We start from the raw sequence: 25044 nt of genomic DNA, 5'->3' as shown, positions 1-25044 counted from the left end.
AGGTGGGTCAATTTTATTGGCCAAAGGTGGGTCAAAATAAATGGCCATTGACAGAGCTTCTATTTGCTTCTCTGCTTCATATAGTTGATTAAAAAAAACAGCAAGCTCCGCCTCAATCTCTTTGACCGGTTAAATACAAAGCACCTAACTGGCATTGCCCTTTTGCATCCCCCTGCTCCGCTGCAAGCTGGTAGTAGCGGGCTGCTTCTTCATAGTCTTCTTTTTCTTTACAGCTTTTGCCCAGGGCGAGGTAGTCAGTCATTTGTTGCTCCTTTTTCTCTAAGAGTCGAGATTTTGTACGTGGTCAAAAATGCTCATGGCCTACCCCCTTACAGCTGTCTGATACATCAGGCTTTCCTTCAGCATAGACAAGACTGCAAAAAAAGAGTGCCTCTGTGGGCACTCTTTTTCCTGGGTGATGAGCGGTTATGAACGCCGACCTATCCAGTTCTGCCGCGCTTCAACCATCTGGTCTATGGCTGACAACAAGCGGCGGCTGTTGTTTTCTGCTTGTTCCATGGAAGTAACAATTTTTTCTCGCCCTGCCACACTGACTTCAAGATAAAGGTTCAGTGCTTCATTTAGATCGGTTTGCAGTTGTTGGTAGCTCTGGCGCAGTTCATCAAAGGCCGGCAAACGACCCAGTTCTGTCGCAGCCGTCCGCTCAATCCACTGCTCCAGTTGCTCACTGCCGGTCTGGTGCTGTTCAGAGCCGGTGGCATTCAGCCCGTCGTACACCATTTGTTTGCAGATGACGTGATCCACTTTGAGCAGGGAGGAAAAGCTGATGCCTTTAACGTGTTCCACCTGCCTTAAGGTGTGCCCGGCATCTTCGGCCACTTCTGCAAAGCGCTGCTGGAAACCTTCAATTTCCCGCTGGATCTGTTCAGCCAGCTGCTGACTTTCCTGTGCCCCTTCCAGTGAGTGGCCAACCTGCTGGCTGAATTCCTGCAAGGTCGTGTGGATGCTCTGTGCCGCTTGCTTGGTTTTGTTGGAGAGCTGTTTCACTTCGTCCGCAACAACAGCAAACCCTCGCCCTTGTTCACCGGCTCGCGCGGCTTCAATGGAGGCATTCAGCGCCAGCAGGCTGGTCTGATCCGAAATATCCGTGATGGCTTGCAGGGTGCTGGTCACTGCCTGGCTTTGCTCATTCAGGGTTGCCACTGTTGCGCCCACCAGCGTGACACTGGACGTAATCTTTTCCAGCAGCCTTGCCAGCTCACTTGCAGACTGCTGACTGTTTTCTGCATTTTCAGCATTCTTTTCGGCTGATCCGGCAATGGTGTTCATAGTCTGACTGATGGTTTTTAAATCCTGCTGGGTGAGCTGAAGATTGTCTTTGAGATTACTGGTATTTAACTCATGCAGCTGTGATGACATCCGGTTTTTCTCGGTAAAAGCCACGTTATCCTGCATGGCCTCAATCGACTGATTAATGCTGTTCAGTGAACGGGCAAACTCACCCGGCATCCCTTTGGAGAGGGTTTTGCGAGAAAAATCTCCCTGACTGACTGCAGCAAACGCTGAGTTGACTTCTTTGAAGTAACTTTCGATCAGATCCAGAAAATCATTCAGATCCCAACTCACCCGTCCGACTTCACCCAGCCCCTTGGTATCGGTAATACGATGGTGCATTTCACCCACTCGCGCTTTCTGCAGGGCAAGATCAATTAATGACAAAGTAATCAGAGGCTTGCGTGAATAACGCCAGGCATAAACGCTGAACAAAAACGCCAACAGGGGAGGAATTGCAACCCAGAACCAATGCTCACTCAACCAAGCGATTAGCGCGGTTCCCAGTGTTAAAAAATTAAAAATCACACAGGCAATCAGAAACTTGGCACTTAAAAAGGGTGATCCCCTGGAAATATGGTGTGTCAGATTGGCTCGGTACATGGTTTATTCCTGTAGTTGCTCAAGCTGACGGATCAGATCGTTGTAACTGCAGCCCTGTTGATCGACCTGCCCGATCAACCACTGCATGGATGCCTGAGGTGCCTGACTGGCAGACAGTCCAGCCTCAATTTCCAGCATTTTTTTATACCACTGGGAAACCTGGCGAATGGCAGCAAAATTCGGGCGGCGGCGCACTGAAAAATAACCGGCCAGGGTGGCATCCGTCTTGTAATCTGGAGTAATGTTGGCCAGCACCCAGTAATAACCACCATCAGAAGTACGATTTTTAACGTAGCCAAAAAATTCTTTGCCTTCCTGTAAGGTGCCCCATAAAAAACGAAACACCCCGCGTGGCATGTCGGCATGACGAATCATGCTGTGAGGCTTACCCAGCAGTTGTGGCTCTGAATAACCGGCAATCTCCATAAAGCGGCGATTGGCGTAGGTGATCCGACCCTTTGGATCTGTTTTGCTGACGATCAGATCATCTTCGTCCAGCCGGATTTCCTGATCACGGGTCATGGAGTTGCTCCTAAGAAGAGGTTACAGAATATTTATTATTGGAGTATTTGCTTCAGTAACGGCTCACTATTCTAGAGGAGTGTTTGTTGGGGCGCTCAGGATTTTAACAAAAGGTTAATATAGATCAAAAAAATGCCATTAATTTTGTCCAACCATTCAATTAAAGCACTTATCCACGTCCACACACAGGATTTATCCCCAGTACCTCACAGGTTTATCCACAGGCTGAGCCCACGTACCACCCGGCTCAACCGTTGACATCCTCCCCGCCCTAAAGGGCGGGGATTCCCTCTACAGGACGCTCATGCCCGAGCGCGAGAAGGTTCTTGGCGGCGTTAACGTCGCGGTCGTGCGTGGCACCACACGCACTGCAAGTCCATTCTCTGGAAGAAATCAACCATTACAGAAAAGGCAGGTATTGCGTTTTTGGGCTTAATTCTCATTTGGTCTTTATTACAAAGTACCGTGGCTACATGAAAAACGCGCTCTGGAGTCCCCGCGACTATGCAGGCAGTGTCGGCGGCGCTGCGATTTCAGTAATTCGACAATATATTGAGCAACAAGCCCGACCACATTTCAGACTTGATCCACCAGTTATTGTTCCAGCGCAGTCAGCAAAGTTTCCAGATTGTGCTCCATCATTTTCAGATAACTGGCAGCCGGACCTTTATCATCCGACAGAGCATCAGAGTAGAGAGTGCCACCCAGCACCACACCGGTTTCACGTTTCAACTGATCAACAAGGCGGGTATCACCAATGTTTTCCATAAAAAGGGCGGCCACTTTTTGCTGGCGAATCTGACGTACCAGTGCCGCCATTTCAGCAGCAGAAGGCTCCGATGCTGTGCTGATGCCCTGTGGTGCCACAAGCGTCAAACCATAAGCCTTGGCTAGATAACCAAAAGCATCGTGGGGTGACATCACGGTTTTACGATCAGCACTCAAAGCATTAAAACGATCACTCATGCGGGAATGCAGTGCCTGAATTTCAGCAGTATAGGCTGCTGCCCTGGCTTGATAATAGGCTTTACCTGCCGGATCTGCTTTGATCAGGCCATCACGTATGTTGTGTACATACACCTGTGCCTGCTCCAGCCCTTGCCACGCATGGGGATCATACTCACCATAATCTTGCCCGGCATGGGCGTGTTGATGATCTTTTTTATGATCGTGCTTGTGGTCATGCTTATCTTCATCCAGCCGAATACGACTGATGCCTTCACTGGCGGTTACACGTAATCCACGGTAACCACTGGCCTCCACCAGACGATTCATCCAGCCTTTTAAATCCAGGCCATTTTCAACCACCAGATCAGCCTGCATTAAAGTGCGAGAATCAGAAGGGCGCGGCTGATACACATGCACATCTTCATTGGCACCCACTAGAGTCATCACTTCGACTCGATCACCACCAATTTCACGGATCATATCGCCCAGAATACTGAAGGTCGCAACCACCTTGACCGGCTTGTCTGCCACGGCCAGACTGGGCAACAGGAGACAAGGCAAGGCTAGGCTCAATGCCAGCAGGCCACGCAGTTTGTTATAAACTTGCATCGTTTATCTCTCCACAGGAGTTCAATCAAGACTTAAGGTGTTTGCCAGGATGCAGCCAGCGTTTTAACAGGCCATCACGCCCCAGCAACAAGGAAAACAAGTGCAGCAAACCCAGCACTAAAATAATGGCCGGCCCGGTTGGCAGATCCAGATGCCAGGACATCAACAGCCCCAGCCAGCTTCCCGTTAACGCCAGGCCCACGGCCACAAATAGCAACTGATCCAGCTGCCTTGCCCAGAAACGTGCTGCGGTAGCAGGAAGAATCATGATGCCCACCGCCATCAGGGTTCCCAGTGCCTGAAAACCCGCCACCAGGTTGAGTACCACCAGCGCCAGAAAAACCAGATGGGTTGGTGTTCCGATATCACTGTGACGCCTCAAAAAGTCCGGATCCAGACACTCCAGCACCAGTGGTCGCAAAAATATGGCCAGCAAAATCAGGGTGATGGTGGCAATACTGGCCAGCAGGATCAGGGCTTCGTTGTTTAAAGCCAGCACACTGCCAAACAACAGATGCAACAAATCAATATTGCGGCTCTGCATAGAAACCAGCAGCACACCCAGCGCCAATGACACCAGATAAAACACCGCCAGATTGGCGTCTTCCTTTAACACCGTAATCCGTGCCAGCCCACCAGCCAGCAGTGCCACAATCCAACCGGCAATCAAACCACCCAGAGTCATGGCACCCAGCGACAGTCCCGCCACCATATAACCCAATGCGGCACCCGGTAGGATGGCATGAGCCACAGCATCCCCAGTTAGGCTCATACGGCGCAGCATCAAAAAAACACCCACTGGGGTGGCACTGATACTCAGCGCAATACAACCCACCAGCGCTCGGCGCATAAAACCAAAATCGGCAAAAGGGGCAAACAATGCCTGATAAACCACCTCAATCATTTATGTGCCCTCTGCGGTTGATCGTCCGGCAGATCCAGCTCACAGATCGGAGCTAGAGGATCAAAGGGTGCCTGCATTCTTCTGGCTCTGGCCAGATTGTCTGCGGTCAACACCTGATCAGTGGCACCAAAACCCAGCACATCCCTGGCCAGCAACAGGCACTTGGGAAAGTGTTGTCGAACCTGATACAGGTCATGCAACACCGCCAGCACAGTTCGCCCTTCAGCCTGCCAGCGATGCACCAGTTGCAGCAGATCAGCAGTAGTTGCTTCATCCACGGCAGCAAAGGGTTCATCCAGCAAAATCAGCGGTGCATCCTCCAGCATCAGGCGTGCAAACAACACCCGTTGCAGCTGTCCTCCGGATAAAGAGTCCAGTGGCCGCTGCTCAAAACCTTGCATTCCAACCTGCTGCAGCGCATCAGAAACACTGCTGCGATGACTGCCACCTATGGCGCCAAAGGCACCACACCGAGGCCAGTGACCCAGGCTGACAAAATCGGCAACCCGCAGCGGAAAATCGAGATCCAGTCTTGCTCGCTGGGGAAGATAAGCCAGTTGTTGTCGACCTTTACGCCAGTGAATGGCTCCACCCAGCGGCCTTAGCTCACCCATCACACCTCTTAGAAGGGTGGATTTTCCGCCGCCATTCGGCCCCACTACCGCCAGCAAATCGCCTGATTCAATGCCACCCACAAGATGGTGAACAGCCGGATGACGCTCATAACCCAGCGTCAGATTTTCAAACTCCAGCAGGTAGTCCGGTTTATTGGCATTCATCTCAGTGCATCGCCCAGCGAATTAATAACCAAAGCAGTGTTAACACGGGCAACAATGCCAGCAAACGGGTAAACACCCCTTGCTGCAACAGGGAAAGGGTTGGGAGTTTCATACAGGCCTCAAATGTTATAACGTAACAATATAGCAAAATGGCCATTGATTCAATGTTACACCTGCATCCTGAATCATATTTTTTGTCGGGATTTGTCCTCGTCAGGTATAACCTGCTCCAGACCATTACTCAGCATCACCGCTAACCACTGGGTTGAGGGTGTTTGTTCAAGTGCTATTTTTACTATCATGGTCAGCGGAATGGAAAGAAACATACCCGCTGCCCCAAGCAACCAACCCCAGAGAATCAACGACAAAAACACCACCAGCGGAGAAAGACCCAGCCCTTTGCCCATATACCTTGGCTCAATCAGGTTGCCCATCAGCACATTCACGGCCAGATAACCGGAGGCCACCAGCAGTGCATCGGGAAAACCCAGCTGTACTATAGCCAGCAAAACGGCAGGAATAGCCGCCAGAATAGAACCAACATTGGGAATATAGTTCATCAACAAGGCGATCAAACCCCACAACAGCGGGAAATCCAGCCCCAAAAACCAGAGCCAGAGGGTAATCAGTATCCCGGTAATCAGACTGACCGTGGTCTTGATCACCAAATATTTATTCACCTGGCGGACAAAATCACTGGCATTACGCAAGGATTTTTCTGCCTCAGGCAAGGCCTGGCGTAACTTTTGGGAAAACGTGGCTTCCTCCAGCAACAGAAACACCACAATAAACAGGATCAGGAACAGATTGGTCAACAGCCCTCCCAGATTACTGAGTGCTTTACCGACCCAATCCATCAGTAATGAAGGATTAAAATGCTCCAGCAGCTGCTCGCTGGATACCGGTATGCCCAGACGCTCCATCCAGGGCAACAAACCAACCATTTCTGCTTCCAGTCGACGTTGATATTCAGGAAGTCGACTGATAAAGCTGTCTATGGCACTACCCACCACCAGCCCAAGAAGACCACCAAACACCACCAGAAAGGCCACAATGATCAGAATAGCCAGCACGGGAGGTACTTTTTTTCGGGTCAGAAAATGCAGCGGTGGGGTACAGATAATACCAATAAACAACGCCAGCATGATGGGGATAACAATAGTTTCTGCAGCTTTAAGGCCTGCAAGAATGACAACAAGTGATGCAACACCAACCAGCCAGACCAGGCCGGAGTTGCGGATGGAAACCTGTGGATTGGACATAAAACGACTCTCCGAAGATGCATCGATGCAGCTTACACCACCGGAGATAGTGCCTCTAATCCTTTTTGCTTTTAGTTTCCTTGATGGAAGACTTTAACACCTGAACCCGCTCCAATCCCTTTTTACGCTGAGCATAAATCACATCGAGCTTGATCTGCAGTTCATCTGCATCCTCACGACGCGGGTTCTTTTCCAGCTTTTCTCTCAGGGAGCGCTCTTTGTCCTTCAGTTCTTTCAACACCTTGCGTATGGATTTAATTTCATTTTGCTGAGTGCTGGTATCTGCATCCAGAAATCGGGTCAAGCGTTCCATTAGTTTTTTCATTTTCACGTCACAACTCCTTTATGTCAGCGATTCCGCCAACCCAGACTGCGCAGCATCACTGAGAGGTTTCGGTAGATTGTTCCATCAACTGCTTAATTTCTTTCTCATCCAGATTCAAATGATCGGCTGACTTTTCCACTCGTGGCACCAACAGGGTATGCACCGCATCAATCAGATTTTTACTGATGTCCGAAACATAAGACTCATCATTCATAATTGAAGTGGCAATACTGGCTGCAATACGTCGTTGCCGAATCATTTCATCCAGATCATCAATCATTTTGCGGCTGGATTTCTCCAACGACAGTTTGAGTGAATCCAATGACAGAGATGTGACATCGGTGGATTCTTCTTTTAACAGTACACGCAACTCACGCAGCAGTTTAGCCAGCTGCAGGCGAATCTGGTCATAACGCTCACGCACCGCCAGATTGGATGAAAGACCATGACGTGAAAGGTTGTTATGTAAGTGTTTCATACCCTTGACCGCTTCAACGATGTCGCGGCTGGCTTGACGCAGTACATACAACTCTTCAGTGGCATTCTTAGTAGATTCGCGCATCTGGGCTTCACCAATAAATGCAACTATCTCGCTGTGCAGGCTTTTGATTTTCGCTTCGTACAAATCCTCAACATCCAGCGGAATAATCCGGCGGGTATATTTCACTGCATCCGTCAAAGACTCTTCTGAGTCGATGGTTGCACGGGTCAGGCTCAAACCATGTGCCAGCAGGCCATAAGCATTATCAAACAGGTGCTGCACTTCTTTCCTGACCGCGCTGACAACGGTGGCTGGTGTTTCCAGTACTTCTGGATAGAGATATAGCGGCTGTTCGGTTCCCTTGGGCAGGAAACGGATACGCTGTATCAACTGCTTTTCCAGCAGGCTCACAAACGGGGTCAGCAACAGAACACCCAGCAGGTTAAACAGCGTATGAAACAGTGCCAACTTAAGCAGGAAATCCTGCTCATTAATACCCATGACACCCGCAACCCGATCCACCAGCAACGCCAGGTATCCAATCAGGCTGATCGCAACAATGCCCGTGATACCATTAAATAACACATGGAACGCCGCCAAGCGTTTACCACCCAGATTGGATGCCAGACTGCCCAGTACAATAGTGACAGTACTGCCAAGATTGGCACCTATTGCCAGAGCCAGGGCGTTTTCATAACTCACCTGGCCAGCAGACAAGGCGGTGATAATAACCAGCAAGGTGGCGTGACTGGATTGCATTACTACCGTGATAGCCACACCAATCAACGTATAGATCAGCACACCTTTCAGACCTGTCATTGCATAAGCAGAAAGATCAAACCCCTGCTGGAAGGAATCAAAACCTTCTTTCATGTAATGAATGCCAAGAAACAAAAACGCAAAACCCAGCATCAGTGAACCTATGCCCTTCATGATTTTGCCTTTCTGCATCATAAACACCATACCAAACACCAGCACTGGCATGGCATAAGCCGCGATATCCACCTTCAGACCCAGACCGGCTATCAGCCAGGCACCGGTCGTGGTACCAATATTGGCACCCATAATGATGCCCATCCCTGCCGCAAGGGTAATCATTTCAGCACTGACAAAAGAAACCGTGATCAGCGACACCAGCGAGCTGGATTGCATCAGAGTGGTACTGGTGATACCAAACACCAGACTTTTCCACAGGCGGTCAGTCGACTTGCGCAACAGGGTTTCCAATGTGCCGCCGGTAAAGGCTTTAAAACCTTCCTCCAGACACAACATGCCAAACATGAACAGTGCAACACCAGCTGCAATCCCCATAAAGTCAGAACTGACCCAAAGGGTATAAGCCAGAACCAGCAATACTGCCGGGAAGGTGAACTTTTTCAGCATGAACCGCATCCTTGTTATTGTAGGAATTCTAATTATTGAGATGGCAGGAAGAGTAACGGATCAACTCGGGCTCCATTCAGGCTCATCGTCCAGTGTAGATGAGGCCCGGTGGAACGACCAGTGGTGCCCACCTGCCCAATCACCTGTCCGGCATCCACCCGATCACCCACTTTAACATCAGCAAAACCATCCATATGGCAATACATACTGGTCAACCCCTGACCATGATCAATGACCAGGGTTTTACCGTTAAAAAAGTAGTAATTCTGTGCTCGTACCACTCCAGGCAAGGTTGCAACAATGGGTGTGCCCAGTGGAGCTGCAATATCGAGTCCGGAGTGGGGATTACGTGACTCACCGTTAAACACCCGCCGAAAACCAAACAAGCTGGAATGACGACCTTCCAGCGGTTTAATCACCTGCTGGGGCAGAGGCTCTGCTGTTGGGCGGAAAAAATCCATCGCACCACGCAACTCCGGTGTTTCCCGACGGACTCGCGCCAGATCCTCAGCAGAAAGCTCCACATGACGTGGTGCCACCTCCAGCCGTTGTTCTGGGTATTGTTTGTGTTCCACCTCAAAAGGCAGCGGCAGATCACCATCCCGTGTGCGCCAGTAGGCACGAGCTTCACCTGTAGATTGTTGCAGCGGAATACCCACCCAGGCATACCAGCGACCTTCTTTTTTGGCGGTATACACCCGCTGTTTATTAAAAAACACATGGGGTGGAGATTCACTGCGTTGTGGCACTTCCAGTATGGCAATACCGCCAGGCACTCTGGATTCTGTTGGCCACAAACTGGCATGTACCCAGCCGGACAGCATTAATGCCACCACTAAAAAGATTCTGGTCATGTGTTTTGCCATTGTTATAACCACCTTAAATCAGTTTTTTTTGCGGTTGGATCAACCTGCTCAACACGGCACTTTAAATGCCCCTGCGCCAACCAGATGTGTACCGCATCACCGATTGATACCTGCTGCGCAGCACGCAACACCTCTCCTGAAGGCGTTTCAGCCAGTGCGTAACCCCGTCCGAGAGTGTTCAGTGGGCTCATGGCTTGTAGTCGTGCTGCCTGTATGGATAACTTCTGACCCTGATGTTGTAGTTGTCGCAACAGCTGTTGCTGCAAACGCTGGAGTCGACCCGATAAATTCTGTTGTTGTTGCTGGATTGGACGCAAGGGGCTTAGCATCTGCAATCGTTGCTGCAGGCTACTGAACTGCTGTAATGAAGCTTGTAAACGTCGATCGGGGCGCTGTGCAGCCAGACGCTGAGTCAGATTTTTTAACTGCAGAGATTGTTGAGCCAGTTGTTGACGCGGGCTGGTTGCTCGATGTGAGAGATGGTCCAGTTGTTGTTGTTTCCCGCGCAAACCGGAGATAAAGGCTTGCTGTAATCGACCCGTTTGTGACTCCAGTCGACGCAACAGATCAAATCGATCCGGGCTGATCGCTTCTGCAGCAGCAGAGGGTGTAGGGGCACGCAAATCCGCAACAAAATCCACCAGCGTAAAATCTGTTTCGTGCCCAACCCCAGTCACCACCGGCATGGCTGATGCCGCCACCATCCGTGCCAGGGTCTCATCATTAAAGGCTTGCAGGTCTTCGAGATTACCGCCACCTCTTGCCAGCAGCAGCATCTGTGGCTGCCCGTGATACTGTGCCAGCGCCATGGCACGCCGCAGGCTGGCCGGTGCATCCACACCCTGTACCTGCGCGGGATAAATCAACACCTGAGCCAACGGCCAGCGTCGTTGCAACACCTGCAAGATGTCTCGCAGTGCTGCACCTTGTAAGGAAGTCACCACACCAAGAGTTTGTACATAATCCGGCAGTGGGCGTTTGCGTTCAGCGGCAAACAGGCCTTCCGCTGCCAGCTTCTTTTTTAATGCTTCCAGCCGTGCCAGCAGATCACCTTCCCCGCTGAAACGCAGTTGCTCTGCCAGCAACTGATACTGTCCACGGCCTTCATACAGGCTGACATTACCTTTCAGCAGCAGGGTGTCACCATTACGCGGCAAACGAGGCACCAGTTGATTACGCCCGGCAAACATCACACAGGGTAACTGCGCTCGTTCATCCTTCAAGGTGAAATACCAGTGACCGGCACTGGATGGGGTGAAGTTGGATACTTCACCCTCCACCCACACCTGTTGCAAACCCTGCTCCAGCAGCTGACGGGCACGGGTATTCAGCTGGCTAACCGTCAGACTGCTGATTAACTGCGATTCATCAGATGAGGCAAAGGATGCACGATTCACAAATCACCTAAAAACCAACAAAACGAGCCACCGGCATACCCGCCATTTGTACCAGTATGCCCACCAGTACATTGGAGAGCAGATTGATGCCCAGAAAAACAAAAATAGGTGATAAGTCCAAACCACCCAGACTGGGAATAAACTTGCGTACTGGTGCCATCAAAGGCTCAACCAGCTGATAAACCAGCAGCGCTCCGGGGTGACTGGCCTGCGGTGCCACCCAGCTGAGAATGATGGAAATAATCAGCGCAAAGAAATACAGATCCAGAATGGTTTTTACCACCCCGGCAACCCCACCAACAAAAACACTGCCAATACCAGCCAGCTGGCCGCTGAGCTGCAAAGCAATAAAAATACCCAGTGATTTCAGCAGAATAGCCAGCAGCAGGCTGGCCAAGTCGAGTCGACCCATCGGGCGGAGGATGGCCTGCATTGGCAGGATCACCGGATTGGTGGCTTTTACAATGCCCTGAGTGATCGGATTAAAATAATCCGCCTTGCTCAGATGCATTAAAAAGCGCAGCACGACTATAAAAGTCGCCAGATGAAACAACAGCTGTATAAATGAAGCCAGGCCAGCACCCATACCCATAACACTCTCCGGTTGCAGTCTTTGAGAAATTCAGTTGCGCCCATTCTACGTCACAGGCCGTTTTGGATCAGCCTTTTGATAGGTCTGCCATTAAATCAAAGTTTCGGCCAACTCTGCTGCCCTTGCCGCTGCTGCAGCTGTCGCTTTTGTTGCCAGCCCACGCAGATCATTCTGCTCAAAAGACAGAATCGCCTGCTCGGTAGTGCCACCGGGTGAAGTCACTTTACGGCGCAGTTCTGCCGGTGAATCATCCGCTGTTTCCAGCATCCTGCCTGCACCGGCAGCTGTCTGTCGAGCAAGCTGCAAAGCCAGCTCAGGGGTTAACCCCAGCTGTTCACCGGCCTGAGCCAGCGCTTCGGTGAACAGAAAATAATAAGCCGGACCTGATCCAGAAATGGCGGTTACCGCATCCAGCTGTTGTTCTGTATCCACCCAAACGGCCTGACCTACAGCCTGACTGATGGTTTCTACCCAACTTTTGTGTTCTGCCGTAACCCGTTTATTGGCATATAACCCAGCAATACCAGCACCGACTAAAGAGGGTGTATTCGGCATGGAACGTACCAGCGGCAAGTTGCCACCCAACCAGGACTCCAGGCTCTCTACCTGTAGCCCAGCAGCAATACTGATCAGCAGTGGCTGACGACGCTGTACCACCTCAACCAGAGGTTCACAAACCGCTTTCATCATCTGGGGTTTAACACCCAGAATCACCACATCGGCCTGCTCTATGGCTTCAATATTATTGTTCGTAACCCTGATGCCAGTTTCAGCCGCCAGCGTGTGTAAACGCTCCAGGTCACGCCCGGTAGCAAGAATGGCTGTTGCGGGATAACTCTGCCGGATCAGGCCACGCAGGATGGCACCCCCCATGTTCCCGGCACCAATAAAAGCCAGGGTGGGTTGTGGGTTTGCTGTTCTGTTCATACGCTGTTGATTATCCTGTTTTATGAAATTTTGGCTGCGCGGGCACCAAAAATGGCGGTACCAATACGCACCAGGGTGCTGCCTTCTGCAATCGCAGCATCCAGATCACCACTCATGCCCATCGACAAGGTATCCAGCAAGGCATCCGACTCGCCTGTTTTGGCAAAATGGCTTTGTAACTGCTCCAACAGTGACCGAAGTTGGCAGAAGGCTGCTTGTTGCTGAGCTACCTGCTCAGTGGCCTCTGGGATGCACATCAATCCGCGCAGCTGTAAACGTGGCAATTGTCTGACCGTATCAGCCAGGGCAATGACCTGCTCAGGCGCCACACCCGATTTACTGGCTTCACCACTGACATTCACCTGAATCAGTACCTGCAAGGGTGGCAAATCTTCTGGTCGCTGTTCGGCCAAACGTCGGGCGATTTTTTCGCGATCCAGGGTATGCACCCAAGCAAAATGCTCGGCAATATCCCGGGTTTTGTTCGATTGCACCGGACCGATGAAGTGCCACTCCAGTTTTGGATGCTCAGCCTGCAACACCGACTGTTTTTCCAGTGCTTCCTGCAGGTAATTTTCACCAAAGGCTTGCTGCCCGGTTTTGGCGGCAGCAGCCACTGCATCAGCCTGCTGAGTTTTGCTGACTGCCAGAATTTTGACTTCAGCAGGGTTTCGACCCACTTTATAGCACGCTTGCTCTACCTGTAGGCGAACCTTTGCGATATGCTCACTAATTACAGAATGCAACATCTCGTTATTTTTTATCTCGCTATACGGTTAAATGGATTAGCCCAATGGCTCGGGTTAGCAGACACAAATCAGAGGTTTGTTGATGGATATTACAGAATTGCTGGCCTTCTGCGCAAAGCAGAAAGCATCGGACTTACACCTTTCTGCCGACTTACCCCCAATGATCCGGGTGGATGGTGACATCAAACGCGTTAATGTACCGGCCATGGATCACAAAGAAGTCCACGCGCTGGTGTATGACATCATGAATGACAAACAGCGCCGTGACTATGAAGAGTTCCTGGAAGTGGATTTCTCTTTTGAGTTACCCGGTCTGGCACGCTTTCGTGTGAATGCTTTTAACCACAATCGGGGAGCCGGTGCGGTTTTTCGCTTGATTCCCTCCACCGTGCTGACGCTGGATCAGCTGGGCATGGGTGACATCTTCCGTAATCTGGCACTGATCCCGCGCGGGCTGGTGCTGGTGACCGGCCCAACCGGCTCGGGTAAATCCACCACCCTGGCTGCGATGCTGGATTATGTGAATGAGCGCAAAAATGCTCACATCCTCACCATCGAAGACCCCATCGAATTTGTGCACGAGTCCAAAAAGTGTCTGGTCAACCAACGCGAAGTGCATCGTGACACCCTGGGTTTCTCCGAAGCGCTACGCTCAGCCCTGCGTGAAGACCCAGACATTATTCTGGTGGGTGAAATGCGTGACCTGGAAACCATCCGTCTGGCACTGACGGCTGCCGAAACTGGGCACACTGTTTTTGGCACCCTGCACACCACCAGCGCGGCAAAAACCATCGACCGAATTGTGGATGTGTTCCCAGCCGAAGAAAAATCCATGGTGCGCTCGATGTTGTCCGAATCACTGCAGGGCGTTATTTCGCAGATGCTGATGAAAAAAGAAGGTGGTGGACGTGTCGCTGCACACGAAATCATGATTGGCACACCCGCCATCCGTAACCTGATTCGCGAAGACAAAATTGCCCAGATGTACTCAGCCATTCAGACAGGCGCCACTCACGGGATGCAGACCATGGATCAATGCCTAAAACAACTGATAAGTAAAGACCTGATCTCAAAAGAAGTGGCACGCGAAAAAGCCAAACAGCCGGAAAGCTTTTAAACCATGAAATTTACTGATTTTCTTAAAGAAATGGCTGAACGTAAAGGTTCAGACCTGTTCATCACCACCGGCATGATGCCTTCCATGAAGCTGAATGGACAGATGACTCCGTTAACGGATCAGAAACTGTCACCGGATCAGGCAAAAGAGCTGGTGCTGGGGGTAATGAATCAGGAGCAGCGAGAAGAATTCCGCAAAAATAAGGAGTGTAACTTTGCCATCAGTGCGCCAGGAATCGGGCGTTTTCGGGTCAGTGCTTTTTTCCAGCGTAACCAGGTCGGTATGGTGCTGCGACGCATCGAGTTTGATATTCCACAGCTGGATACACTGAACCTGCCGGAAATCATCAAGGATCTTGCCATGACCAAGCGGGGGTTAATCCTGTTTGTAGGCGCCACCGGAACGGGCAAATCCACCTCGCTGGCCTCGATGATTCAGTATCGCAACGAAAATGCTCGTGGACACATCATCAGTATTGAAGATCCGATTGAGTTCATTCACGCCCACAAGCAGAGCATTGTTACCCAGCGCGAAGTTGGCATCGACACCGAAAGTTTTGAAGTGGCATTAAAAAACACCCTGCGTCAGGCACCGGATGTAATCATGATTGGTGAAGTGCGTAACCGTGAAACCATGGAATATGCTCTGGCTTTTGCAGAAACCGGCCACCTCTGCCTGGCCACCCTGCATGCCAATAATGCCGATCAGGCTCTGGAACGGGTAATTAACTTTTTCCCGCAGGAACGACACAACCAGATTTTTATGGATCTTTCCCTTAACCTGCGCGGTATTGTGGCACAACAGCTGGTGCCCGCTGTGGATGGCAAAGGGCGCTGTGCTGCCATTGAAGTGCTGCTTAACACCCCGCTGGTTTCTGATATTATCCGTAAGGGTGAGGTCCACCAGTTAAAAAACCTGATGAAAAAATCCAGAGATTCGGGAATGCAGACCTTTGATCAGGCTCTTTTTGATCTTTACAGCAAGAACCGCATTAATGAGCAGGATGCCCTGCAACACGCGGACTCACCCAATGATCTGCGCTTGATGATCAAGCTAGGTAATGCCGATGCAGGCAGCACATCATCTGCATTTGACAAGGCAGGCAGCAAGTTCAGCCTGCAGGATGATTAAAAAAATGCGCCCAGGGGAGGGCGGCAAAAGATTCGCATTTATTTTTTGGCAGGCAGCGGAAGGCTCGGTAACTGCCGCTGAATCACCTGCATTGCCAACTGATTAAAATGCTGACTTTGCCGTTCATCCCCCAGTGCTTCATACAGGCGGCTCATTTCTGCACACAGTTGATCACTCGCCTGTAACCGATAACTAGCCTGATAATACTCCAGTGCCTTACCCCATAAACCCAGCTGTTGACTGATCCGACCCAGAGCATGAAGCAAGCCAGCATCATTGGGCCTTTCCTGCAGCCATTTTTCAGCTTCCAGCAGCCGACGCTTGCTTTCAGCTTCCGGTGGCAACAGCCCATACTGCTCAATCAACTCAGCTGACCAGTGGTCTCTGAGGCTGCGTTTCAGCAGCTGTTCTGCCAGTGAGTATTCTTTTTGCTTCAACAAAACCCGCATCCAGGCCAGTACTAACTGGGCTTCTGATTTAAGCCGTGAGGGCAGCTGCTCCCATAAATCCTTAACGGCGAGCAGGTTATCACCCTGGCGAATCTCTTTGAGTAACTCATCAAAGCGCTGCTGATAAACCTGTCGCTCCAGCTGCTCCAGCTCACCCGCCAAACAAACCCGATAGCGTGCCAGCTCAGGTAACAGCTGAATCAATGGCTTCCAGTCTCGCAGCGCCAGATGGACATCTTTTAATTGCCTTAATACCAGTGGATGGTTCGGCACTTTCTGATGCAGGCGTACCAGTGTGGCCAGTGCTTGTTCATAATGCCCCTGATCCAGTTGGATTCTAGCTTGGGTAAAATCCACAGCCAATCTCGCATCTGGTGTTGAAACTTCAGCCGCCTGTAGCAAACGGGTCGCTTCTTCTTCCTTGCCTTCATAATGTGCAGCTTGAGCTGCAGCCAAATAGTTGATCAATGGGGCGCCACTATCTGCAGCAGAGCGTGACAGGAGTTTTCTGGCCTTACGCCAGCGGCCTTCAGCCAGATCAACCAACCCCTTTACTGTCAGTTTTAATGCTCTCTGGCTTTTATAACGCTGATGACGACTCTTCAGGTCTCTCAAGGGATGGGATAACCAGCCCAGCAAATGCAATAACCAAGCAGCCACCAGCCAACTGGCAGCAACAAGGGTCAACCCAGTCCAAAAGGACATTTCAATGCTGGTTTTACCATCCGGCAATACCAGCAGCAGATAACCTGTACCCTTTAACAACTGCTGTCCAGCCAGTACTGCCAATGCCAGTACCAGCAGCAGCAACAGTAATCGACGGATCATGGCTGCTCTCCCTGGACTGCTGCTGGGGCAGTTGCTTCAGGAACAACCGGCAAGGGTGTGGAATAACGCTGGGCAATAAATGTTTGCAGGCTATCCAGACTGCTTTCAGTGTCTGGTAGAGTCTGCCTGACGCTTTGTTGTTGCAGTTGCTGAACACGTTTCAACATTTGTTGGCTGGCCGTTGCCTGCCGATCAAAACCTTGCAGACGTTGTTCTGCCCTCGCCAGACTCTGCAGGTACAGGGCATCTTCTGCTCTTAATCCAGCCCAGGACGCCTGAAGCAATAAAGCACTGAGCTGATGGCGCAGTGCCAGCTCATCTTCTGTAAATGGCAGTGCCTGCACAGGTAATTCCCGTTTTCTGACCACCACCAGACTGCGAATTTCCTGCCACAAACGCTGATACCAGGTCTGTTCACTGCTGGTATCGGTTAACTGATTCAACTGGATGACTGGAGCCTCTGGCAAGGGTTGTACCTGTAACAACAATGCCTCATCCGCCATATCCTGCAACTCCAGCGCCAGTGAAACTCTATCCATAGCGGTTACTGATTTAAGTTTGGCAATATCGTCCAGCAACAGGCTGCGGATGCTTAATGTTCCGGGTACATCAGCAGCCTTCAGGCGCTGCTCTGCAGTCTGAAACAAGGTTAAAGCACCGGAGACATCCTCTTCCAGTTGCAGGCGCTGGTTAGCCAGCCGCAGCAAGTACTCTACCTCGGCCAGTTGCCAGTCACGCGGGCGGGGTTCACTGGCTTTGGTTAAAGCCAGTTGCATCTCTTTTAGCTGTTGCTGGTGTACTAGGGTTTGTTCACTCAGCTGCTGTTGTGACTGTTGCAGCTGATTCAAAGAAAACAGTGCTGCCAGTGGTTCCTGCAACTGCTGATGAGTCGGGCGTTGTTGCAACGCTTGTTGTAATTCTTGCTGTAATCGGTTGATCTGCTGCTCGGACTCTTGTGCCTGCTGATGTCCTAACCAGGCCACACCAACAGCAATCAGTAAAGCCACCAGCGCCAGCAGGCTACTCAGCCACGCAGCGGCTTTGCCAGTGCGGTTCGACACGGGTGTTGCTGTTTCTGCATCAACCGAGTCGATCATTTCTTCCTGCCTGAGAGCAGGCTCCTGCCCTGATGAAGGGTTCAGATCCTGATCCTGCTCGTTCGGTGACTTCTGGTCGGCCATGCCGCATCCTCTTTGTCGATCACTTTTGTTGATCTCTCAGACAGCAGGAAACTCCTGCCGCAGCCTTCTTATTATGGCATCTGCCCCGGCTCCGTCACTGTTAAAAACCTTGCGGAACCCCATGGATTTTGCCTGTTGTTCGATCCGGTAGCTGGGCACCAGCAGTGCTTGTTCCAGCCATTGTTGCTGCACCAGCCCAGTGTTGAAATCCGATGTTGCTGCAAACTCGGCGTACTGCAGCAGTGATTCTGCGCTGGTGATAATTCTGACGGCAAAATCACCCTGCAACAGGCTATGAATCTGCTGCAGCTGCAGGCGAGGTTTAACCCGAGCATAAATAGGTAAGGTTGTCACTCTGGCACCGCGGCTGACCAGTGTTTCTTCCAGTAACGGGCGGCCACCCACCCCCTTAACCAACAGGACTTTTTCACCTGACAGCGGTTGCAATTCAGGCAGCAACAGCAAATCCTCGCTCTTGTCACCGGTTTTTGGGTAACGAGCCGTTATGCCTGCTTGTTGCAAAGCATCTCGTGTTCCTGCACCCACCGTAAACCAGTCCACACCCAACGGCCACTGTGGCCAGTAGTCCTCCAACTGATCCAGCAGGGTTGCTGCAGCACTGGGGCTGATCACCACTACCTTGTGGAACTGATCCAGATCCAGCAAACACTGGCGTTGTACTGGTTCCAGCTCCAGTGGTTCTATCGCCAGCAGTGGGATGTTCTCAGCCAGATAACCCGCCTCACGCAAGGGCAGGAGTAATCGATCAGCCTGTGCCAGTGGGCGGGTTGCCAGCACCCTCAGTCCAGTTTGAGACAAGTCTAGTCCACCTTAAAACCATAAACCTGCGAAAGGATCTCTCCGGCACCCTGCGCCAGCAAGTCTTCTGCCACCTGAATGCCCAGAGCTACCGGATCAGCTGCTGATCCCCGTGCCTCGGCACGCAGTACACGACTGCCTTCCGGCTCACCAACCAAGGCACGCAGCCACAACTCATCACCCTGTTGGATGGCATAACCACCAATCGGCACCTGACAACCCCCTTTCAAACGGGTATTCATGGCTCGCTCGGCCAGTACACAGGTTTCTGACTCAGTATGGTTTAATGCCGCCACCAGAGCAGCAGACTGCTCGTCACCTTCTCGCAGCTCAATACCCAGCGCTCCCTGACCACAGGCGGGTAAAGAAACTTCTGCCGGAATTTCCTGACGAATACGATCACCCAGCCCCATCCGCTGCATCCCGGATGTGGCCAGCAAAATGGCATCATATTCACCAGCATCGAGTTTACCGATACGGGTCTGCAGGTTACCGCGCAGCCATTGCACTTTCAGATCCGGACGGCTGGCCAGCAGCTGACAACTGCGACGCAGGCTGGAGGTGCCAATTACTTTACCCGCGGGGATTTCATCCAGGGTGTTATAGGTATTGGAGACCAGTGCATCCGTGGGAGCATGGCGCTCCATGATCGGACCCAGCTTTAACCCTTCAGGGAATTCCATGGGTACATCTTTCATGGAGTGCACTGCAATGTCTGCTTCACCATTTAACATGCAGGCTTCCAGTTCTTTCACAAACAAACCCTTGCCACCAATTTTTGACAGGGGTGTATCCAGGATTATGTCACCCTGAGTCTTGATCGGTACCAACACCACCTCCAGACCGGGGTGCAACTCTTCCAGACGAGCTTTGACGTGCTCAGCCTGCCACAAGGCAAGCGGGCTACGACGGGTGGCGATACGGAGTAAAGACATAAAAATGGGTTCCTGTTAGTTCGGTATCAGTGATTCGGTGTTAGCCATTCAAACCATCGAGCACTAGCCTGAAGCTATTCAAACCCGCCTCCAGGTTTTCAATGATCTCTTCTGCCAGATCTTCCGGTTCAGGCAAATTATCCAGATCGGTCAGGCTTTTGTCTTTAAGCCAGAAAATATCCAGACTTGTTTTGTCACGAGCAATCAGCTCTTCGTAGCTATATTTACGCCAGCGGCCTTCAGCATTTTTTTCTGAGTGCCAGGTTTCTTCACGACAGACTGGGTTTTCAGGATTGTAACACTCAGCGAAGTCAGCCAAGTCCTCAAAGCGCAACGGCTTCTTCTTTAAAGTGTGATGAACATTGGTGCGGTAATCGTAGAACCACACCTCTTTAGTCCAAGGCTCAGGGCTGGCCGGATGGTTATCAAAAAAGAGCACGTTGGCTTTAACGCCCTGTGCATAAAAAATTCCCGTCGGTAACCGCAAGATGGTGTGCAGATTGGTATTTTGCAGCAATTTTTTCCGAATGGTCTCTCCAGCACCACCCTCAAACAGCACATTGTCCGGCACCACGACTGCCGCTTTGCCAGTAGTTTTGAGCATACTTCGAATATGCTGTACAAAATTGAGCTGCTTGTTGGAGGTGGTAGCCCAGAAATCCTGACGGTTATAGGTCAGCTCATCCGTTTCCTGCTCACCATCTTCGTTGGTAAAACTCATCGAGCTTTTTTTACCAAAAGGCGGGTTTGCCAGCACATAGTCTACATTGACCGGGCTGGGTGCAATCAGTGCATCATTGGGAGAAACCAGGCTATCACCATCGATTTCACCAATGTTATGCAGAAACATATTCATCAAACACAAGCGGCGGGTATTAGCCACGATCTCATTGCCATAAAAGGTCTGGTGTTTGAGAAACTGCTTTTGCTCTTTATCGAGCGAGTAGTTTTCAGGATTAGTCAGAAAGTCATAGGCTGCCAGAAAGAAACCTCCCGTACCGCAGGAAGGATCTGCAATCGTTTTTCCCGGCTCCGGTCGCATACAAGCCACCATCGTCCGGATTAAAGCCCTGGGGGTAAAGTACTGACCCGCACCGGACTTGGTGTCTTCCGCATTCTTTTCCAGCAGCCCCTCATAAATGTCGCCCTTCACATCCGCGCCCATCACTAGCCAACTGGTGCTATCAATCATATCAATCAAGCGAAACAGCTTGGCAGGGTCTTGAATCTTGTTTTGCGCCTTGGTGAAAATCTGTCCCAGCATCCCTTTTTGCTTACCGAGCTCACGCAGCAGCTCCACGTACAAGACCTCCAGCTCTGCACCTTTTTTACTGGTCAAAGCTTGCCAGCTGTATTGCTGCGGAATCCCCACATTACGGTTATAGGGCGGCTTGGCGTACTCATCAGCCATTTTCAGGAAGATCAGATACGTCAGCTGCTCAAGGTAATCGCCATAACCCACCCCGTCATCGCGCAGGGTCGTGCAGAAGCTCCAGACTCTGGAGATGATAGAAGATGTATTCATCCATTCTTTTCCTGATTATTGATCTAAATTCGTCTAGAAATGTCTAAATTTTCAAGGGTTAGACAAGCGCCAGATACGCCCATCATTTTCTATAAGCCCCTGATTTTTAAGTGACTGCATTAGATTCTTGACCTTGTGGTGTTTCTGATTTGCGTCTAAAACGTCCGGCAGTTTGTCTAAAAGCAGACGATCAATATCAGATCGCCGGGCTGTTTTAAACTTCTCCAGGCACTCGATAATCATCTGCTTGTAGTGCTGATCGTCAAATGCTCGATAGCGTATATATTCGGCTTTATCACCACTCTGCTCAGCTAACTCGGCTGAAATGTAATAATTAGGCTTGCGCCCTTCGATCAAACCCCTCTTTTTCAGGTGCCGTGCTTGTTGGTCGGTTATTGGCTGCTGCTTCTGGACTCGATCCAGCAGCATGATGTCATCTAAAGATAACTCTGGGCAGGCTGCAAGCTTACGGGCATAGGCCTGATCCAGAACACGACCGATAATGGTTACCTGAACGCGGCGCTCATTCAGTCTGTATTCAGGCAGGGGGAAGAAACGATTTCTTTGGATCTGAAACATCTTGCGAATGCCACTGCCAATGGTATCGATCATGTTCAGATTGACCATGGCATCGGCCAGAAAGCGATTGCGATAACGCGTTTCCGGTGCATCAGCATGGATTACTGACTCAATGCTGCCGGGTATAAAACCACCCTCATTACTGAAACACAAACGATCATCCTCGAACTCCACCAGAGAGATTTTGCCACCCAGCGTATAATCCTGATGGGCTATCGCATTATTCAAGGCTTCACGAATGATGTAAGGGTCATACTGCTCAACTTCTTCTGGGAACAGAGTACCTTCCACCAGGTAACGATATTTTAGATTACGAATCTTGTGGAAAACCTCATCAACACTCAGCAACAGCGGACAACTGAAATGCTGGTAGTCTCGTTCCAGCCCATCACGATCTTTCAGTATCCAGGAAATAGTGGCCGAGGACGGGTTAAGCCAGTGGGCAGCCTCTGGCAAGCCCAGCAGTAAAATCGCTGTGCGGGTGATTTTCCCGTTTATCGTCAGCTTGGCTTTATTCAAAAAGGTGGGAGTATCCCAGGCCTCCAACTCAGCAATCAGTCTGGGGTTTTTTCTGGCAAAACTTTTCCTCGCCTGCTCTATTGCTTCAGGATCAAGGTCTTCAAGGCTGGCTTCTGGCAGTGTTACCGCACTCCAGTCATCCGCTCGGTTTTGCAAACGAATCCGCTCAATTTCTTCGATATTCAGGGCACCCAAAGACTCACCATCACGACCGAAATAGTGCCCGTCCCAGGCGATTGGCAAGCCCTGCGGTGCAGCTGGAATCTCAAACAACAACACCCGTCCTTGAGGATGGGCAACTTCATGAATGGCAATAAAAGTCAGACGATGAGTAACCTTGTCCGCAATTTCCTTTTTCAGCGACATCAAGTCAGCGGTCTTGGTACGAAACTGAGTACCCACTACCGTGCGATCATCTTTAACACCCAGCACCAACCAGGCGCGACTTTGACCACATAGGTTGGCTTCATTGCTCAGGGCAGAAAAGTACTTTCCCAGCTTATCGAAAGCATACTGGTTTTTAGCTTCCTTAAACTCGACCAGTTCATTCTCGCCATGCATTGCAAGAAGGCTTGCCAAGCGCTGTTCGGGGCTCATGATGAAGCACCCGCTTTACTGCAAACGGCTGCTTTTTTGCGCGTTCTTTTGCCTGCCTGCGGTTGCGTCGCTTTTTCTGCCTGAATACGCGCCAACAAATCACTGGCAGGTTCATCATTAGGGTCTTGTGGCACCAGCTGGCCGGAGAAGGCTTTTTTCAGGATGGATTGGCGTAGGGTTTCGGCTTTCGCCAATTGCGCTTCTAACTCAGTATCCAGATTGTCAATTTCTGAAAATTTTTGATCGAGCATAGATGCTAGCGCTTTGGCTTCTTGAATTGAACACAATGGTACAACCATGTTTTCAATGATGCCTAGATTAAGGTTCGGTTGTACCCCGCCTGAAGCAAATAAGCGCATATCCTCATAGTTCTTTGTTAAAAACCACTTTATGAAAGTTCTAAGATCCGAAGGAATTCCTTCCAACATAATTGCAGCGATTGCTTGATTAGTAGTTGCTTCAATTAGCAATTCAGAGCATTTTCCTCGCGTCTTTCCTTCCCCATACAGTGCAACAACAAGTGTATGAGCTGGATAAAGACGCAAATTTGTTTCATTTAACGCCTGTACAGTTACATATCCAGAAGGTTCTCGAATAAATGTATCGTTTAATGCTCCGCTTGTTACCCACGGAATATCACCACACTCATAAAAAGATGTATTAGATTTAAGGGGGGTTACACCTGTACCGACTAATGCAATTTCACCGATTCTTATACAGCTCCACTCACTTGGAATACCTCCAAGCTTTGAAATTTCTGCGAAGGTTAATGCATCAAATTTCTTTGGTTTTATCGGTTTCCCCGGCTTTTTCCCTTCTTTACAATTGGCTTCCCACGCTTTTACGGCCGCTTTCCATTCTTCCAGTTGTTGCTGGTAGCGGGCTTCACGTTCCTGTTGGATGCGGGCGAGGAGTTGCTCAGGAGATTCCAGCTTATCGGCATTTTCTTCCCGCCACTTTGCGGTGAGTTTGCCTTCAAAGGCGTGTTTGAGCACAGACTGGCGGTAAACTTTGAGTTGTTCACGGGCGGTTTTCAGCGCAGTAATGCCGTTATCCAGCTCAGAGAAAAGCTCTTCGATTTTGGAGGCAATGCGTTTCTGTTCGTTGGTTGGGGGAATGGGAATAGGCAGCAATCCAAATGCTTTTCCTGAAATTTCAAGAAAAGTTGTTCCACTCGCACGGTTTTCAGCCAGTTGCTTAGATGCTTTCAAGTAGAAGTACACAAACTCATTAAAGATGCCTTCTTCTGGTACTAAGCTTTTGAAACCTTGGTTCGTTGCCAATGGCTCCGCACTAATAGCGACATAACCTATCGGTGCTCTAGATGAGAAGTGAATACTTCCCGCTGGCATCAACTTTGCCGAACTATTTTTCAATCCCTCTTCTGTTATTGATTTATTACCTTTAGTAATTGTTTTATTAGTGCAGCCTGTTAAATCAGCAGGAGAAATCCAGTTAATATTACCCCCCCAGTAAGTCGGCTCTTTTGATGAAGGTGTTCCGCCTGATAAAACATCACCAAGGTCTGAAATTATTGACCAAGCCCAGTTATCAGGAATTCGCCATAGAGTCTCTTTTTCCATTACGCCACTAGCTCTCGGTTCATTTGGTCAATCACCCAGTCCATCTTGTCGCCAAACTGTTGGTACATGCCCATTAAACCGCCTTTGGCATCAAAGGGAGTCATATCCAAATCATCGCGCTCAAAGTGAAAGGAGCTGGCA

At 50.4% G+C, this 25044-nt stretch carries 25 protein-coding genes and 1 pseudogene; 3 read left to right on the top strand and 23 right to left on the bottom strand.

Features of this window, described 5'->3' with window-relative positions; all coding sequences use genetic code 11:
- Positions 1-112: 112 nt before the first annotated feature.
- From IBX50_RS06875 to IBX50_RS06860, 4 genes are all read right to left on the bottom strand, one after another.
- Complete coding sequence (locus IBX50_RS06875) at positions 113-262, bottom strand: hypothetical protein (RefSeq protein WP_292254489.1); 150 nt, start codon at positions 260-262, stop codon at positions 113-115.
- A gap of 164 nt (positions 263-426) precedes the next feature.
- Positions 427-1896 (bottom strand): methyl-accepting chemotaxis protein, encoded by a 1470-nt coding sequence (locus IBX50_RS06870; RefSeq protein ID WP_292254487.1) that lies wholly within the window; start codon positions 1894-1896, stop codon positions 427-429.
- A gap of 3 nt (positions 1897-1899) precedes the next feature.
- On the bottom strand, positions 1900-2418 hold the full coding sequence (locus IBX50_RS06865; protein WP_292254485.1) for a PAS domain-containing protein: 519 nt from the start codon (positions 2416-2418) through the stop codon (positions 1900-1902).
- Between the two features lie 271 nt (positions 2419-2689).
- Positions 2690-2815: a zinc ribbon domain-containing protein gene (locus IBX50_RS06860; RefSeq protein ID WP_292254483.1), complete on the bottom strand. Its 126-nt coding sequence runs from the start codon at positions 2813-2815 to the stop codon at positions 2690-2692.
- On the opposite strand from IBX50_RS06860, the pseudogene IBX50_RS06855 reads away from it, so the two are divergent.
- Positions 2802-2993: pseudogene (locus IBX50_RS06855) on the top strand (hypothetical protein); the annotation flags it as partial. The gene IBX50_RS06860 and the pseudogene IBX50_RS06855 sit on opposite strands and share 14 nt — an antisense overlap.
- Positions 2994-3012: 19 nt before the next feature.
- Here IBX50_RS06855 and IBX50_RS06850 read toward each other — a convergent pair.
- The 11 genes from IBX50_RS06850 to IBX50_RS06800 all read right to left on the bottom strand — a co-directional run bounded on the left by IBX50_RS06850 (position 3013) and on the right by IBX50_RS06800 (position 13640).
- Positions 3013-3975, bottom strand: a complete 963-nt coding sequence (locus IBX50_RS06850; RefSeq protein ID WP_292254481.1) for a zinc ABC transporter substrate-binding protein — start codon at positions 3973-3975, stop codon at positions 3013-3015.
- Positions 3976-4000: 25 nt separating this feature from the next.
- Positions 4001-4879, bottom strand: a complete 879-nt coding sequence (locus IBX50_RS06845) for a metal ABC transporter permease (RefSeq protein WP_292254480.1) — start codon at positions 4877-4879, stop codon at positions 4001-4003.
- Positions 4876-5658, bottom strand: coding sequence for an ABC transporter ATP-binding protein (locus IBX50_RS06840; protein WP_292254479.1), 783 nt, complete (start codon positions 5656-5658; stop codon positions 4876-4878). Before IBX50_RS06840 ends, IBX50_RS06845 begins: the two co-directional genes overlap by 4 nt.
- A 185-nt stretch (positions 5659-5843) precedes the next feature.
- Positions 5844-6920, bottom strand: coding sequence for an AI-2E family transporter (locus IBX50_RS06835; RefSeq protein WP_292254478.1), 1077 nt, complete (start codon positions 6918-6920; stop codon positions 5844-5846).
- A gap of 55 nt (positions 6921-6975) precedes the next feature.
- Positions 6976-7251 carry a hypothetical protein gene (locus IBX50_RS06830; RefSeq protein ID WP_292254477.1) on the bottom strand — a complete coding sequence of 92 codons (276 nt, stop codon included), beginning with the start codon at positions 7249-7251 and terminating at the stop codon, positions 6976-6978.
- A gap of 49 nt (positions 7252-7300) precedes the next feature.
- Entirely contained in the window at positions 7301-9109 is a 1809-nt protein-coding gene (locus IBX50_RS06825) for a Na/Pi symporter (RefSeq protein ID WP_292254475.1), read from the bottom strand.
- A 32-nt stretch (positions 9110-9141) separates the two neighbouring features.
- Positions 9142-9963 (bottom strand): peptidoglycan DD-metalloendopeptidase family protein, encoded by an 822-nt coding sequence (locus IBX50_RS06820; protein WP_292254474.1) that lies wholly within the window; start codon positions 9961-9963, stop codon positions 9142-9144.
- Between the two features lie 14 nt (positions 9964-9977).
- On the bottom strand, positions 9978-11372 hold the full coding sequence (gene xseA / locus IBX50_RS06815; RefSeq protein ID WP_292254472.1) for an exodeoxyribonuclease VII large subunit: 1395 nt from the start codon (positions 11370-11372) through the stop codon (positions 9978-9980).
- Between the two features lie 7 nt (positions 11373-11379).
- On the bottom strand, positions 11380-11964 hold the full coding sequence (locus tag IBX50_RS06810) for a YggT family protein (RefSeq protein WP_366930696.1): 585 nt from the start codon (positions 11962-11964) through the stop codon (positions 11380-11382).
- A gap of 90 nt (positions 11965-12054) precedes the next feature.
- A complete protein-coding gene (gene proC, locus IBX50_RS06805; RefSeq protein ID WP_292254470.1) occupies positions 12055-12891 on the bottom strand; it encodes a pyrroline-5-carboxylate reductase in 837 nt (278 codons plus the stop codon).
- A gap of 20 nt (positions 12892-12911) precedes the next feature.
- Positions 12912-13640: a YggS family pyridoxal phosphate-dependent enzyme gene (locus IBX50_RS06800; RefSeq protein ID WP_292254468.1), complete on the bottom strand. Its 729-nt coding sequence runs from the start codon at positions 13638-13640 to the stop codon at positions 12912-12914.
- Between the two features lie 82 nt (positions 13641-13722).
- Between IBX50_RS06800 and IBX50_RS06795 the strand changes: the two genes are divergently transcribed.
- On the top strand, positions 13723-14757 hold the full coding sequence (locus IBX50_RS06795; RefSeq protein ID WP_292254466.1) for a type IV pilus twitching motility protein PilT: 1035 nt from the start codon (positions 13723-13725) through the stop codon (positions 14755-14757).
- 3 nt (positions 14758-14760) lie between these two features.
- On the top strand, positions 14761-15888 hold the full coding sequence (locus IBX50_RS06790; RefSeq protein WP_292254464.1) for a PilT/PilU family type 4a pilus ATPase: 1128 nt from the start codon (positions 14761-14763) through the stop codon (positions 15886-15888).
- A gap of 38 nt (positions 15889-15926) precedes the next feature.
- Here the strand turns inward: IBX50_RS06790 and IBX50_RS06785 are convergent, their stop codons facing one another.
- The 8 genes from IBX50_RS06785 to IBX50_RS20695 form a co-directional block, all read right to left on the bottom strand.
- Entirely contained in the window at positions 15927-17165 is a 1239-nt protein-coding gene (locus IBX50_RS06785; RefSeq protein WP_292254462.1) for a heme biosynthesis HemY N-terminal domain-containing protein, read from the bottom strand.
- Complete coding sequence (locus IBX50_RS06780; protein ID WP_292254460.1) at positions 17162-18346, bottom strand: uroporphyrinogen-III C-methyltransferase; 1185 nt, start codon at positions 18344-18346, stop codon at positions 17162-17164. Before IBX50_RS06780 ends, IBX50_RS06785 begins: the two co-directional genes overlap by 4 nt.
- 36 nt (positions 18347-18382) lie before the next feature.
- The gene (locus tag IBX50_RS06775) at positions 18383-19165 is read right to left on the bottom strand and encodes a uroporphyrinogen-III synthase (RefSeq protein WP_292254458.1); all 783 of its coding nucleotides are present in this window, start codon (positions 19163-19165) and stop codon (positions 18383-18385) included.
- 2 nt (positions 19166-19167) lie between these two features.
- Positions 19168-20100: a hydroxymethylbilane synthase gene (gene hemC / locus IBX50_RS06770; RefSeq protein ID WP_292254456.1), complete on the bottom strand. Its 933-nt coding sequence runs from the start codon at positions 20098-20100 to the stop codon at positions 19168-19170.
- Positions 20101-20140: 40 nt separating this feature from the next.
- A complete protein-coding gene (locus IBX50_RS06765) occupies positions 20141-21625 on the bottom strand; it encodes a class I SAM-dependent DNA methyltransferase (RefSeq protein WP_292254455.1) in 1485 nt (494 codons plus the stop codon).
- A 51-nt stretch (positions 21626-21676) separates the two neighbouring features.
- Positions 21677-23320: an RNA-binding domain-containing protein gene (locus tag IBX50_RS06760; protein WP_292254454.1), complete on the bottom strand. Its 1644-nt coding sequence runs from the start codon at positions 23318-23320 to the stop codon at positions 21677-21679.
- Positions 23317-24903: a restriction endonuclease subunit S gene (locus tag IBX50_RS06755; protein ID WP_292254453.1), complete on the bottom strand. Its 1587-nt coding sequence runs from the start codon at positions 24901-24903 to the stop codon at positions 23317-23319. Before IBX50_RS06755 ends, IBX50_RS06760 begins: the two co-directional genes overlap by 4 nt.
- Positions 24903-25044, bottom strand: a 142-nt coding sequence (locus tag IBX50_RS20695) for a type I restriction-modification enzyme R subunit C-terminal domain-containing protein (RefSeq protein ID WP_366930697.1), incomplete at its 5' end; no start/stop codon positions are given. The genes IBX50_RS20695 and IBX50_RS06755, both read right to left, overlap by 1 nt.

The organism is Marinospirillum sp. (genome assembly GCF_014859565.1).
The sequence above is the reverse complement of the archived record's forward strand: the minus strand, read 5'-3'. Positions and strand labels throughout refer to the sequence as shown.

What these genes read in the sequence shown, in the direction of transcription:
- IBX50_RS06870 (WP_292254487.1), bottom strand. Translation starts at nt 1,896, where the DNA reads ATGTACCGAGCCAATCTGACACACCATATTTCCAGGGGATCACCCTTT.
- IBX50_RS06790 (WP_292254464.1), top strand. Translation starts at nt 14,761, where the DNA reads ATGAAATTTACTGATTTTCTTAAAGAAATGGCTGAACGTAAAGGTTCA.
- IBX50_RS06800 (WP_292254468.1), bottom strand. Translation starts at nt 13,640, where the DNA reads ATGTTGCATTCTGTAATTAGTGAGCATATCGCAAAGGTTCGCCTACAG.
- IBX50_RS06840 (WP_292254479.1), bottom strand. Translation starts at nt 5,658, where the DNA reads ATGAATGCCAATAAACCGGACTACCTGCTGGAGTTTGAAAATCTGACG.
- IBX50_RS06810 (WP_366930696.1), bottom strand. Translation starts at nt 11,964, where the DNA reads ATGGGTATGGGTGCTGGCCTGGCTTCATTTATACAGCTGTTGTTTCAT.
- hemC (WP_292254456.1), bottom strand. Translation starts at nt 20,100, where the DNA reads ATGTCTTTACTCCGTATCGCCACCCGTCGTAGCCCGCTTGCCTTGTGG.
- IBX50_RS06825 (WP_292254475.1), bottom strand. Translation starts at nt 9,109, where the DNA reads ATGCTGAAAAAGTTCACCTTCCCGGCAGTATTGCTGGTTCTGGCTTAT.
- IBX50_RS06845 (WP_292254480.1), bottom strand. Translation starts at nt 4,879, where the DNA reads ATGATTGAGGTGGTTTATCAGGCATTGTTTGCCCCTTTTGCCGATTTT.
- IBX50_RS06875 (WP_292254489.1), bottom strand. Translation starts at nt 262, where the DNA reads ATGACTGACTACCTCGCCCTGGGCAAAAGCTGTAAAGAAAAAGAAGAC.
- IBX50_RS06795 (WP_292254466.1), top strand. Translation starts at nt 13,723, where the DNA reads ATGGATATTACAGAATTGCTGGCCTTCTGCGCAAAGCAGAAAGCATCG.
- proC (WP_292254470.1), bottom strand. Translation starts at nt 12,891, where the DNA reads ATGAACAGAACAGCAAACCCACAACCCACCCTGGCTTTTATTGGTGCC.
- IBX50_RS06760 (WP_292254454.1), bottom strand. Translation starts at nt 23,320, where the DNA reads ATGAGCCCCGAACAGCGCTTGGCAAGCCTTCTTGCAATGCATGGCGAG.
- IBX50_RS06755 (WP_292254453.1), bottom strand. Translation starts at nt 24,903, where the DNA reads ATGGAAAAAGAGACTCTATGGCGAATTCCTGATAACTGGGCTTGGTCA.
- IBX50_RS06850 (WP_292254481.1), bottom strand. Translation starts at nt 3,975, where the DNA reads ATGCAAGTTTATAACAAACTGCGTGGCCTGCTGGCATTGAGCCTAGCC.
- IBX50_RS06820 (WP_292254474.1), bottom strand. Translation starts at nt 9,963, where the DNA reads ATGACCAGAATCTTTTTAGTGGTGGCATTAATGCTGTCCGGCTGGGTA.
- IBX50_RS06865 (WP_292254485.1), bottom strand. Translation starts at nt 2,418, where the DNA reads ATGACCCGTGATCAGGAAATCCGGCTGGACGAAGATGATCTGATCGTC.
- IBX50_RS06780 (WP_292254460.1), bottom strand. Translation starts at nt 18,346, where the DNA reads ATGGCCGACCAGAAGTCACCGAACGAGCAGGATCAGGATCTGAACCCT.
- IBX50_RS06785 (WP_292254462.1), bottom strand. Translation starts at nt 17,165, where the DNA reads ATGATCCGTCGATTACTGTTGCTGCTGCTGGTACTGGCATTGGCAGTA.
- IBX50_RS06835 (WP_292254478.1), bottom strand. Translation starts at nt 6,920, where the DNA reads ATGTCCAATCCACAGGTTTCCATCCGCAACTCCGGCCTGGTCTGGCTG.
- IBX50_RS06765 (WP_292254455.1), bottom strand. Translation starts at nt 21,625, where the DNA reads ATGAATACATCTTCTATCATCTCCAGAGTCTGGAGCTTCTGCACGACC.